This window comes from Vampirovibrio sp. (genome assembly GCF_041737375.1).
Classification (GTDB): Bacteria; Cyanobacteriota; Vampirovibrionia; order Vampirovibrionales; family Vampirovibrionaceae; genus Vampirovibrio.
This window is the reverse complement of record NZ_JBGSRV010000003.1, coordinates 20,192-33,095: the sequence shown is the minus strand read 5'-3', so window position 1 is coordinate 33,095 and position 12,904 is coordinate 20,192. Positions and strand designations below refer to the sequence as shown.

Here is a 12,904-nt window from a genome sequence, read left to right as displayed (position 1 = left end):
TAGCCGTAATCGCTTTGTCATATGGTTCGTAGCTGGGTCACCTCAAGGTTCAGCGCTGTATGATCAACGCCGCTGCAATAACCGAAAATTTAGCGGTTTTTAAATCAGGCCAAACCCACTATGATAGAAGCCTCTTCAAAATTCTAGCTGCCCTGTTTATGCCTTCTCCTGGCCCCCAAGGATTGACCATTTATGACCCCTGCCCACTCCCCGGAAAGCACCCATACGCCCCATAGCCTGCTCAAAAAATTCTGGGGGTACGATGATTTTTTGCCGCTGCAGGAAACCTCGGTGCAAGCCATTCTGGCCGGTCAGGATTCGTTAACTATTTTACCCACCGGGGGCGGAAAATCCCTGTGCTATCAGTTGCCTGCGCTGCTGATGTCGGGAACCACCATTGTGATTTCCCCGCTGGTGGCCCTGATGAAAGATCAGGTGGATACCCTGCTGGGGTTGGAGATTTCCGCTGCTTATTTAAACAGCACCTTAAACGCCAGCCAGCAGCGGGACACCATTGAGCGATTTCTACAAGGTGATTACCGCTTGCTTTATGTGGCCCCGGAGCGACTGGAAGCCGCCGGTTTTATGGATACCTTACGGGAAGGCGATGTGGCCGCTTTTATTGTGGATGAGGCGCATTGTATCAGTCAGTGGGGGCATGATTTCCGTCCCGCTTACCGGGCCTTGCAAAAATTAAAAGCAGCATTCCCCAACAAGGGCATTCACGCCTACACCGCTACAGCCACCCCCACGGTGCAGGATGATATTTGCACCGCCCTGAGTTTGCGCAACCCCAACCGCATGGTGGGCGATTTTACCCGCCCCAACCTGTTGTACCGGGTGCAGTACCGCAGCGATACCCTGAAACAGGTCTGTCAGGTCATTGATCGCCACCCCAATGAAGCGGGCATTGTGTACTGCATTAGCCGCAAGGATGTGGATCAGCTGAGCAAATCCCTGCAAGGCAAGGGACATCGGGTGTTGCCCTACCATGCCGGGTTGAGTGATCAGGTGCGGGCCACCAATCAGGCCGCTTTTTCCAACGAGCAGGCGGACATTATTGTGGCCACCGTGGCCTTTGGCATGGGCATTGATCGCTCCAACGTGCGCTATGTCATTCATACCGCCATTCCCAAATCCATTGAGCATTATCAGCAGGAGGCCGGTCGGGCGGGCCGGGATCGCTTGCCCGCAGAATGCATTTTGCTTTACTCCGGGGCGGATGTGGTGAAGTGGCGCGATATTATGAAGCAGTCAGACACCGCGGGTTCCGATGAAATCCAGAAGCTGGCCCTGTCCAAGCTGTTTGAAATGTCCAATTATTGCCAGCGCATTTTATGTCGGCATCGATTTTTGGTGGAGTATTTTGGTCAACCGTTTCTCAAGCCCTCATGTGGGCATTGCGATTGCTGTCTGGGCGAATACGAGGTGATGGAAGGCGGCGAGGTTATCGCCCAAAAGATTTTATCCTGCGTGTTTCGAACCCGCCAAAAATTTGGGGCGCAACACGTGGCCCAGGTGTTGCAAGGGGCGGATACTGAAAAAATCCGCCAGTTTCAGCATCAGGAATTGTCTACTTACGGCTTATTGAGCGAGTTTGATCGCAAAAACATTGTGCGCTGGATTGAGCAGCTTGTGCATGAGAATTTTCTGGAAAAAGAGGCGGAATACGGCAGTTTGCGCCTAACCCCCACCGGCATTCAGTTGCTGAAGGAAGGTGGCACCGTTTCGCTGGCTCAGCCCATTGTTCAAAAAGCCAGCAAGGCCTCTAAAAAAGGCAAAGCGCCGGTTGAGGCCATGGAAGACTGGAGCGATGAGGCTCAGGCCCTGTTTGAGGCCCTGCGTCGCTTGCGGCGGCAAATCGCTACCGAAAAGCGGGTTCCCCCCTACATTATTTTCAGCGATGTGACCCTGAAGGAGATGGTTCGCCTGCGCCCGGTCAATTTATCCGATTTTGGCGAATTGCGGGGGGTGGGGGAAACCAAGCGTCAGGAATTGGGACCCCGCTTTATTGAGCTTATTGATGGCTTTCAGGCTGGAGAATCTGGCTTTTGAACCGTAGCGTTGTTTATAGAGCATTGGCAGACAAGGTTTTTCGGTGTGAATATGATAAGATACAGCCATTCTTACCTACAATTTTGGAGAGGGCTTTGACCATGCGTGAATGGATGATAATGCGTAATCTGGTTGTGATAATTGCGGTTTTGGCCAGTGGCTTGGCGCCGGGTTGGTGTCAGCCCACGCCTATGGACATGCCTGCTGAGCAAGCGCCCAGCGAAGTGCCGGGTGCTTCCCAGACAGAGCGGGATCAGCGGGTAACACCTCCCACCACCACCCAAGCGGAAGCCATTGAAGCGGTTAAAAAGGCCGGGTTGATGCAAGGCGATAAAAAAGGAAACTTTCACCCTGAAAAAGCCCTGAGCCGTGCGGAATTGGCTGCCATTCTAAGCAAAACCTTCAAGCTGGAAACCCGCAAGGCCATGAATCCAGAAGTAGAGCCTTTGAAGGACGTGTCCGCTGATTACTGGGCGGCCAAGGATATTGATACGGTGATGCGTTTGGGTATTATGAAGGGCTACAGAGACGGTTATTTCTACCCGGAGCAGCGTGTTTCCCGCTCAGAAGCCCTGTCCATCTTTGCGCAAGCCTACGGGGTTCAGCAATACGATGACGCCACCGTGAAAACCATTTTGGCACCTTACCCGGATGCCGCTCAAATCCCGGATTGGGCGGAGAAGGCGATGGCGACAACCTTAAAAAGTGGCTTTGTAGATGTCTCCGCCACGGGTAAAATCCACCCGCTGAAACCGATGACACGAGGAGACATGGCCTTTGCGCTTGGGCAGTACCTGAATCGCCTGCATCAATCTGAGCAAGGCATTCCGTATTAGGGCTTTTACATTGTTATTTTGAGCGGCCTCGGCGACAATAAGCCAAGGTAAAGCCACCAGTCACTTGTTATAATTTCTTTGCGTGACCCATGAGACGTTTGATGCCTTTTCTCGCTCCCTCCTCGCGAGCAGCCTTGTTATTTTCCTTTTTAACGCTGAGCGTTCAGCCCCAATTTGCCTGGTCGCAATTGTCACCCTCTATGGCGGCTCCCAACGCGGGTTCCGTGATGGGTGTGCCTACAATGCAGTCCACCCCAACCGCTGCTCCTTCCTTGCCAGCGCCATCCAGCCCAGCGCCATCAACCTTGCAAGCGGCCCCCCTGCAAGGCGGCCAAATGGCTCAGCCAGCCCCTGCCGGTTTGACGACTCCGGCCAGCCCCACTATTTATTCTCTGGATGGTGTGCAACCAGATCCGCTTCCCGCTGAAAAAGCCGCCGATCGTAATATCAAGCAAATTCCCTCTGAAACCAGTGAAGATGTGCGTTTGCTGGAACAGCAGCCCGTTCATTTATTTGATAGGGAAAAGCTGGCCGAAGGCCGATCCTTGTTGAATCAGGTGCTGACTGCTTCTGTGGTGAAGGTGCAGGAATATCCTGTGGATTTGCCCGTTATTTTAAAATTGGTGGAAGCACAAAACCTGTTTTTGCAAGATTTCACGGTGAATGCCAAAATTCAGAATAACCTGTTTTACCGCACTGTATCCAGTTTGTTGCCGGATGTGCAGGGTACTTATAATCAGTCCCGCTTTCAAGGGGTTATTCAGATTTTTGGAAACCAGACGACTCAGATTTATCAAACCCGCATTGTGCCGCAAGCCACCGCCACCTGGACCATTAATCCGGGCGGGAGAGATGTGTTTATCGCTTTGGCTGCCAAGCAACGCGCCCGCAGCGCCAAATACCTGCTGGAGCAGACGGCGCAGGATCAGTTGACCCAGGCCACCATTGAATATTATGAACTGCTGGCTGCTGGCGTAAGGGTGGCCAATGTTAAGGCCAATATTCAGGAGGTTCAAGGTCAGGTAGATCTGAATGATGCCAGACTTAAGGCAGGCATTGGAACCAAGCTGGATGTGGAACGGGCCAGAGCCTTGCTGATTGAGCGAGAATTGGAGCTGATCGCAGCCGAGAACAACTTGGCCAAAACCCAGCAAATTCTGTTGAGTCGTTTGAATCTGGATCCTGAAGTGGCCTTAATCCCGCCTCAGGTGAAGGCGGAAGCCCGTATTTTAATTCCGCTGGATGTGGATACTCAACAGTTGGTCAATAAGGCGGTGGCCAATAATCCTTCCCTGAAGGTGATTCAGCAAGAGATTAGAGCCATTGGCTATGAAGGTAAAGCCGTTTTGGCCGATTTGGTGCCAACGGTTACCTTGCAGACCTACATCAATGGAACCGGCCCTCAAATCGATCAGTTGGGTTTGGGCCGTTTTGGGGGCTTTGCGATTCAATCCAATATTTTTAATGGCTTGGGAACCGCCCTGCCGCTCGATTACCGCACCCGGCGTTTACAAGTGGCCCAGCAAAAAATCCGGCTGGCCGAGCAAGTGCGAACCGTTCAAACCGATGTGATTAACTCCTTTTTGGATAGCCGGGCCGGTGCCAAATCCATTTTCGCCGCCCAGGAGCAACTGGACGTGGCCGAAGAGGCTTACCGGCTTTCTTTTGGTCGATTCAAGGCAGGGTTGAACATCAACGTAGACGTTCTGAACTCCCAAACAGCGCTGGCCTTGGCCCGAGTGCGTGTGGTGCGGGCCATCTTTGATTTTAATGAAGCCCAGGTTCGCCTGTTAAAGGCGGTTGGCGAAGTTTCCTCCCCTAACATCCTGAACGGAATGAAAGCTGATGCGTTTACCCAGAAGTCACCGTCCCGCTAATAACACGCTGGTATTAAGTTTGGCCCTCTCACTGTCCTTGCTGTTTTCCGGCTGCGCCGGGGGTGGCGGTGGTTGGCAGATGCCCCCGCCAGTGGTAGAAACCACCCGTGCCACGGAGCAACCCTGGACGGTTTCCTATACCGCCACAGGTACCCTGGAGGCCAATAACAAGGTTGATTTAAATACTGAGACGCCGGGAATCATCAGCCAAATTTTGGTGAGAGAGGGCGATTTGGTTCGTGCCGGACAGGTTTTGATGCGCTTTAAAGCGGACAAGCAACTGGCCCAGGTGCAACAAGCCGCCGCCGGTATCGCGGCCTCTCAAGGGGGCGTGGAACAGCAACGGGCCAGCATCAGCCAGTTTCAAGCCATGGTGAACAGTGCCAGCGTAAAGATGCAATTGGCCAAATCTGAACTAACTCGCTATGAGCAGCTTTTTAACGATGAGTTTATCTCCCAGCTGGAGCTGGAGCAAAAACGGGCCGCCTACCAAACCGCAGCCTCTGACTATCAGTCTTCGCTTCAGCAATTGAACGGTATCCGTACTCAGGCGGCTCAGGCCTCCTCCAATTTGGCACAATCTCGCTCCAGTTATCGTTATAATCTGGCTTTGGCTGGAGAAACCGTGGTTAGGGCTCCTTTTAGCGGCATGATTGGTTCCAAATACGTGGACTTGGGGGATTATGTGGCCCCCACTGAAAAGTTAATCACCGTGGTGGATTCCTCAGTTTTTCGGGTTCAATTTACAGTGCCTGAAAGGTATTTGGGCCAATTAAAACTGGGCTTGCCGGTGCAGGTTACTTTTGAGGGCTTGACCGAAAAAACGGCCCGTGGTCAGGTGAATTTTATTGATCCGGTGATTGATCCGGATGCCCACACAGTGCGGGTGAAGGCTTTATTGCCCTCCTCTCCGGGCTTACGAGATGGGTTGCTGGGCAATGTGGCGCTTTCACTGGGTGTGATTCCCGATGCGGTGGTCATTCCCGAGGAAGCCATTGTGCCGCAAGGTGAAAAAACCTTTGTGTATGTGATTCGGCACGAAGTTTACAAGCCCCGAGTGTTGGAAGGCGAAAAAAGTCCGTCTGGCAAGCCGCCGGAACAAGCCGCAGAACCCGTGGATGTGGCGCATTTACAGGAAGTCACCGTGGGATACCGGGAAGCGGGCAAAGTGCAAATCAAGCAGGGCCTAAAACCCGGTGAGCGATTGATTGTGAGCGGTCTGCAAAAAGTGAGCGATAACCTGGTGGTCAATCCCGACCCAGCGCCTGCCGCTCAAGGGACGAAAGGGCGCTAGACATGTGGATCTCTAATATTTCAATCCGACGTCCGGTTTTGGCGTCCGTTGTCTCCATTTTGATGATTCTGTTCGGGCTGGTGAGTCTGTCTTTCCTTTCGGTGCGAGAGTATCCCGATATTGATCCGCCCATTATCTCTGTGGCTACTGTGTATCCGGGTGCCAGTGCTGAAATTATGGAAAGCACCATTACCGAGCGGCTGGAAGACGAGCTGATTGGCATTGAGGGCATTCGCAGCATGAACTCGGTCAGTCGGGAAGGTGTAAGCACCATCATTATCGAGTTCGTGCTGGAGCGAGATGTTAACGTGGCCGCCCAAGACGTTCGGGATCGTGTTTCGCGCGCCCGTGGGGTGCTGCCCGATGATATTGAAGAGCCTATTATTTCCAAGCAGGATACCGATGCCAGCGCCATTCTGTGGTTTAGTCTCTATGGCGAAAATTATTCTCCCCTGCAAATTACCGATTACGCCGATCGCTTCATCAACGACCAGTTTCAAACCGTGGATGGGGTGGGTTCTGTCATTATTGGCGGAGAGCGTGAATACGCTATGCGGCTTTGGCTGAGCCCTGCCAAAATGGCCGCCCGTCAGGTTTCCGCTTTAGATGTGGAAAGCGCCTTACGGGCCGATAACGTAGATATTCCCTCGGGGCGGATTGAAAGCACCAACCGGGAATTTACGGTACGCACCCAGGGCGAACTGAAAACCGCTGAGCAGTTTGACCGCTTGATTGTGAAACGGGTTAATGGCATTCCGGTGTATCTGGCCGATATTGGACACGCGGCCATTGGGGCCAGGGATGATCGCTCGCTGGTGCGCTTTAACGGGCAACCGGCGGTGGGCTTGGGCATTGTAAAGCAGTCCAAGGCCAACACGCTGGATGTGGCCCGCTCGGTGAAGCAAAAAATGCAGGAAATCAGCAAAACCTTGCCCCCTGGCATGAAAATGGACACGGCTTTTGACAGCTCGGTGTTTATTCAGCGCTCTATTGATGAAGTGGTAGAGTCTCTGTTTGTGGCGTTTGGGCTGGTGGTGGTGGTTATTTTCTTTTTCTTGCGGAACATCCGCGCCACGTTTATCCCGGCTATTTCAATTCCCATTTCGCTGATTGCCACGTTTTCCATTATGTATTTTTTGGGCTACACCATTAACACCATCACCTTGTTGGGCCTAACCCTGACTATTGGCCTGGTGGTGGATGATACGATTGTTGTGCTTGAGAATATTTACCGGCGGATTGAGGACGGCGAAAATCCGATGGAAGCCGCTTTCAAAGGCACTGAGGAAATCGGGTTCGCCATTATCGCTACCACCGCTGTTTTGGTGGCCGTATTTTTACCCATTATCTTTTTAGGCGGTGTGCTGGGCCGTATTTTGAAAGAATTCGCGGTGGTGGTGGCCGGTTCGGTTATGATTTCGGGTTTTGTGTCCCTTACCCTCACCCCCATGTTGTGCGCTCGCCTCTTGAAAATAGAGCATACTTCTACCGGTAAAAAACAGGGCTTTAATCCGTTGGCGGGCCTGTTAACGGTTTTCTACAATTTTGTGGAAGTGATGGCCAACGGGTTTGAAACCACCTTGCGCCAGTTGATGCGCTTCAAGTGGCCGGTATTCATCAGTGTCTCCATTCTGGTGGTGATTTGTGGGGCCTTGTACGGGCTAATTCCCAGAGAGTTCCTACCCACCGAGGACCGGGGTTCCATCCTCACCTTCATCTCCTCCCCGGAAGGTTCCACGTTGGGCTACACCGATAAAGCGGTTCGCAAGGCCGAGACTATTTATTTGAAAACACCGGGGGTTGAAAACCTGTTTTCAGTCATCGCTTTAGGCTCAACCGGGCCGGGGCAGGTGAACAGCGGCATTATGTTTGTGGATTTACAATCTCGGGAAGAACGCACCTTGGCCCAGGATACCATTGTAAATCGGGTGATGCCGCAGTTGCTGAGCATTCCTGAAGCCTTTGTGTTCCCCATTAGCCCGCCGTCTAGTCCCATTCAGTCCTTTGGTAAGCCGATTGAAATGGCGGTGCAAACCAATGGCGATATTCATGAGCTGGCCAGTGTCATTAGTAAAATTCAGTTGCGTATCGCTCAGGAAATTCCTTTTTTAATTAACGTGGATACCGATTTGAAGCTGGATAAACCTCAGCTGGAAGTGGGCATTAACCGGGAAAAAGCCTCCTTGCTGGGCGTTTCAGTTCGGGATGTGGCCCGCACCATGCAAATTATGCTGGGTGGCTTGAATTTATCCACTTTTCAGTACAGCGGTAAGCGCTATGACGTGATGGTGCAAGCTTTGCCGGAACTTCGGGCGACCCCGGATCAATTGGCCACCATTTATGTCAACGGCATGAATGGGGTGATGGTGCCTTTGTCCAGTGTGCTGGATTATCAGGAGGCGGTAGCTCCCAAGGAGTTAAACCACTATAACCGGATGCGGGCCGCCACCATTAGCGGTTCCCTGTTGCCCATTCCCGGCGTTAGTTTGGGAACTGAGCTGGAAAAAATGAAAAAAATTGCGGAGCAGGAAATCGCTTCCGGCATGCGGGTAGCCTGGAAAGGCGAGGCCAAGGAGTTCTTCGACGCCAATTCGGCCACGTTCTTTGCCTTTGGCTTGGCGGTGCTGGTAGTGTTTATGGTTTTGGCCGCCCAGTTTGAGAGTTTCTCTGACCCGTTGATTGTTATTTTGACGGTTCCCTTGGCCGTGGCGGGCGCTGTGTTGACCTTGTTCATGCTGTCTTATGTGCCCATGCTGCTCAAAATGCTGCCCATGTTTGCCGATTGGGTTCCGGTGAAGTACAACCTCAACGTCTACAGCCAAATTGGGCTGGTATTGCTGGTTGGTCTGGTCACCAAAAATGGCATTTTGATTGTGGAGTTCGCCAACCAGATTCGGGAGCGGGAACCCCAGAAATCGCCACGAGAAGCGGTGATTGAGGCCTCCCGCATTCGCTTCCGTCCCATTGTCATGACCTCTGTGGCCACCATTTTTGGGGCTATTCCCATTGCGGTGGGTCTGGGGGCAGGTGTGGATGGCCGTAAGCCACTGGGCGCCGTCATTGTGGGCGGCATGATTTTGGCCACCTTTCTCACCTTGTACGTGGTGCCGCTGATGTATGATTTGGTCAAATCCCGAGCGTTTAATAAAGCGGCAAAATAGCTGGGAACCCCATGTAGGGCGTTGCTTTATTCAAATCCTCATTTAAATTCCAGTCTGCTTGTGATAAAATCAAGGGAACTCAGCAAGCTTACTGATTAATCGAGGTGCGGTATGGCCATTACCGATGATAACAAGGAAAAACTGAAAAACCGGCTGGCAAAGGCCATGGGCCATTTAAACGCCGTTCACCGCATGGTGGATGAAAAAAAATACTGCGTGGATGTGCTGCACCAGATGAAAGCCGTTCAGGCCGCCTTGGATAAAATTTCTGAGGAAATTTTGCGCCAGCATCTGGAAACTTGCGTGGTGGATGCGGTTAAAAATCAGGATACCAGCCGGGTGATTGATGAACTCATTCAGGTTTTTCGCCGAGCACCGGAATTAAATCTGGATGATCTAAAGCTGGAAGGGTTGCCTCAAAAGCCGTTGCCTCAAAAAGCGCTTAAACTTGAGCGGGTAGCTGTTTTATCCGGCAACGGCAAAAGCTGTTGCGATTAACTTTTTAGGCGGCATCCCGCTATCCCCACCGGGGGTGTGGTTTCATTCGCAAATATTTTAATTTACAATTTCAGTATTGTTGCATTATGCTTCCAGAGTACGGATTTGAAGGACCCTCTATGTTATGTCAGATTCACTGCTTTTTTTACGCCGCCCTGCCGCAGCTTGCCTCGTTGTCGCTAGTTTGTTCACTGCTCCTGGCCTGGTTGGATTCAGCCACGCTGAACCGGTTTCGCTGGATGCTGCTGGGGCTGAAACCGAAACAATCACCTTGAATGCCGATGAAAAATTACTGGCTCACCATGAAGGTTCCAGCGCCGGGGTGGGGCAATTGCTGCATGATGATGAGAACTCACAGGATGAAGTGACCGACAGCCTATGGGGCAATTTGCTGCTTTCTATGGCCTACCGTCGGGATGAATCCCTGAAGGGGCTGGTTAAAAAAATGGGGGTTTCTAACAATCTGTTTTTAGCCAGTATTGCCGGGGTCAGTGGCTTGGGTCTGGCGCAAAGCATTACGGGTTTGGCAACGCTCAACCAGCATAAAGCGGGCGGAGCGCATCACGAAGAAGGTGAACACGTCGGCGGGGGCGGTGGACATCGGGAAAGTCTGGCTCCCTCGGTGATGGGTTTGGTAGGCAGTGGGGCTACTTTGGTGAGTATTGGGGCGCATGTTTTCTTTGAGCACCGCTATAAAAAACAAATCAAAGCCCGGCAATTGGTGATTAACCATCAGGTGCTGCACATTTTGGAAGATCTGGAGAACGGAACCAATCAGGAATTGGTGCAGCCCCAATTGGCCAGTTTGGTAGGACCTCGGGCCACTGGTGAATTTCTTCAACTGTGGCGAGCGGCGCACCCTTAATAAATTCAATCAAGAAGAAATTAAAAAGAAAATAAACCAAGACCATAAATCGTGCTTTTTTATTGAAAAACCCGCCTCCTGATTGGGAAGCGGGTTTTTCGTTGGCCATCATGGCAAATTAGGTAGAGCGCTTGAAGTCCAGATTTTCTTTCCGCAAGCGAATATTTTGAGGCGTGACTTCCATCAGTTCATCGTTTTCGATGTAATCTAAACCAAATTCTAAAGTCACATCCACGGGTGTTTGCAATACTTCCAGCACATCTGCCCCTGCGGATCGCATGTTGGTGAGCTTTTTGGTTTTGCACACGTTCAGTACCAAATCCTGCGGGCGGTTGTTCTCGCCGACAATCATGCCCTTGTAAACGGTCATACGGGGCTTGATAAAGAAAATACCGCGATCTTCCACGTTTTTCAGGGCGTAAGCGGTGGTTTCTCCCGGTTCGCTGGCCACCAGAACCCCGTTACGGGTACTGCCGATTTCACCCACCCATGGGCGGAATTCGCTGAAGGCGTGGGTCATCATGCCCTGGCCTTTGGTCATACGGATAAAGTCGCTGCGGAAGCCCAACAGACCACGGGACGGAATTTTAAATTCCACCACGGTGCGCCCGCCGGAGGTTTCCATATGGCGCAGTTCGCCCTTGCGCTGACAGAGTTTTTCGATACAGCTGCCGGTCATTTCTTCGGGTACATCGAAAATCAGGTCTTCAAAGGGTTCATGGGTCTGACCTTCCACGTTTTTGGTCAATACTTCCGGCTTGCAAACCTGGAATTCATACCCTTCACGTCGCATGGTTTCAATCAGGATACTCAGGTGCAATTCGCCCCGGCCACTGACCACAAAGCTGTCGGTGGTAGACCCTTCTTCAACCCGCAGGCTGATGTTGCTTTTGACTTCTTTCCACAAGCGGTCCTTCAGCTGGCGAGAGGTAACAAACTTGCCTTCCCGTCCTGCCAAGGGGCTGTTGTTAATGGAAAAGGTCATCTTCAGGGTGGGTTCTTCAATGCTAATCAGCGGCAACGCTTCCGGGTTGTTGGGATCCGTCAGGGTTTCGCCAATTTGCACTTCGGGAATCCCGGCCACGGCCACAATATCCCCAGCCCCAGACTGTTCAATTTCAATACGCTTTAAGCCCTGAAAGCCGAATAGCTTGGAAACCCGGTGCTGGCTGATTTTACCGTCTCGCTGGAATAGGCTGACCGTTTGCCCGGTTTTGATTTGTCCCCGTGTAATGCGGCCAATCACAATTCTGCCCAGGTAATCGTTGTAATCCAGGGTGGATACTTGCAGTTGCAGGCTGGCGTCCTGATCGCCGGGAGGAGCCTGAATGCGGTTGATGATGGTTTCCATCAAGGGTTTCAGGTCGTGCTTGCCCACTTCAAGCGGCTCATCCATGGTTAAAGCCGAGGTACCGGCCAAACCGCTGGCAAACACCACCGGGAAGTCCAGTTGATGCTCATCGGCGCCCAGTTCAATAAACAGATCCACGACTTTATCAATGGCCCGCTCCGGGTCGGAGGCGGCCCGATCCACTTTGTTGATAACCAGTACAATGGTCAGGCCCAATTCCAGCGCCTTACGCAATACGAAACGGGTTTGGGGCATCGGCCCTTCCACGGCATCTACAATCAGCAAAGCGCCGTCTACCATGGTCAATACCCGCTCTACTTCGCCCGAGAAATCGGCGTGGCCGGGGGTGTCCAGAATGTTAACCTTGTAATCACCATAGGGGATGGCCGTGTTTTTGGCCAAAATAGTGATGCCCCGCTCTTTTTCAAGATCATGGCTGTCCATGGCCCGCTCGGCCAGAAGTTCGTTGTCTCGTAAAATGCCGCTTTGGCGAAACATACTGTCAACCAGGGTGGTTTTACCGTGGTCAACGTGGGCGATAATGGCAATGTTACGGATGCGATCGTTCAAGATCTGCGGTGCGGTGGTAGCTGCTTCAGAAGTCATGGCGTTCCTGTGTCGGTGACAAGTCTAATAAGGGGAAGTTAGCGGTTGTTGATAGACGCTTTAACTTCCCATTTTGAACCGACCAGAAGCCCATGTCAAATCATAAGGCCCTGATTATGCTGAGGGACGACGAAATCCAGCCAGAAACAAGGCCACTCCACCTGCGATAATCGCCCCGCCCAGCAGAGGAGAGTACGGTAAAAATTCCTGATTGCTGGTTTTGGTGGCTTCAAACGGGCCGATATCCAGTACTTTTTCCTGCGCCGTGTAGCGGAATCCCTGAAAGGAAAAATAGGCAATGCCAATAATCACCAGCACAATGCCAATAATTTGTTTCATATAAAAGTTGAACTCCCTTGCT

Annotated in this window: 9 protein-coding genes; 7 read left to right on the top strand and 2 right to left on the bottom strand. The window is 52.0% G+C overall.

Annotation, left to right across the window (positions count from 1 at the left end; genetic code table 11):
• Positions 1–192 precede the first annotated feature (192 nt).
• From recQ to ACEW81_RS00805, 7 genes are all read left to right on the top strand, one after another.
• Positions 193–2,055 (top strand): DNA helicase RecQ, encoded by a 1,863-nt coding sequence (gene recQ, locus ACEW81_RS00835; RefSeq protein ID WP_373531064.1) that lies wholly within the window; start codon positions 193–195, stop codon positions 2,053–2,055.
• 119 nt (positions 2,056–2,174) lie between these two features.
• Positions 2,175–2,891, top strand: coding sequence for an S-layer homology domain-containing protein (locus ACEW81_RS00830; protein WP_373531063.1), 717 nt, complete (start codon positions 2,175–2,177; stop codon positions 2,889–2,891).
• A 101-nt stretch (positions 2,892–2,992) separates the two neighbouring features.
• The gene (locus ACEW81_RS00825) at positions 2,993–4,768 is read left to right on the top strand and encodes a TolC family protein (RefSeq protein ID WP_373531062.1); all 1,776 of its coding nucleotides are present in this window, start codon (positions 2,993–2,995) and stop codon (positions 4,766–4,768) included.
• Positions 4,737–6,062 (top strand): efflux RND transporter periplasmic adaptor subunit, encoded by a 1,326-nt coding sequence (locus tag ACEW81_RS00820; RefSeq protein ID WP_373531061.1) that lies wholly within the window; start codon positions 4,737–4,739, stop codon positions 6,060–6,062. The genes ACEW81_RS00825 and ACEW81_RS00820 overlap by 32 nt, the downstream gene beginning before the upstream one ends.
• Positions 6,063–6,064: 2 nt before the next feature.
• Positions 6,065–9,223, top strand: a complete 3,159-nt coding sequence (locus ACEW81_RS00815; RefSeq protein WP_373531060.1) for an efflux RND transporter permease subunit — start codon at positions 6,065–6,067, stop codon at positions 9,221–9,223.
• Positions 9,224–9,334: 111 nt separating this feature from the next.
• Positions 9,335–9,721 (top strand): metal-sensitive transcriptional regulator, encoded by a 387-nt coding sequence (locus ACEW81_RS00810; protein ID WP_373531059.1) that lies wholly within the window; start codon positions 9,335–9,337, stop codon positions 9,719–9,721.
• Positions 9,722–9,845: 124 nt separating this feature from the next.
• Positions 9,846–10,586 (top strand): hypothetical protein, encoded by a 741-nt coding sequence (locus ACEW81_RS00805; protein WP_373531058.1) that lies wholly within the window; start codon positions 9,846–9,848, stop codon positions 10,584–10,586.
• A gap of 118 nt (positions 10,587–10,704) precedes the next feature.
• Here ACEW81_RS00805 and typA read toward each other — a convergent pair whose 3' ends face one another.
• Complete coding sequence (typA, locus tag ACEW81_RS00800; RefSeq protein ID WP_373531057.1) at positions 10,705–12,543, bottom strand: translational GTPase TypA; 1,839 nt, start codon at positions 12,541–12,543, stop codon at positions 10,705–10,707.
• 114 nt (positions 12,544–12,657) lie between these two features.
• The gene (locus ACEW81_RS00795; protein WP_373531056.1) at positions 12,658–12,882 is read right to left on the bottom strand and encodes a DUF3185 domain-containing protein; all 225 of its coding nucleotides are present in this window, start codon (positions 12,880–12,882) and stop codon (positions 12,658–12,660) included.
• Positions 12,883–12,904 lie beyond the last annotated feature (22 nt).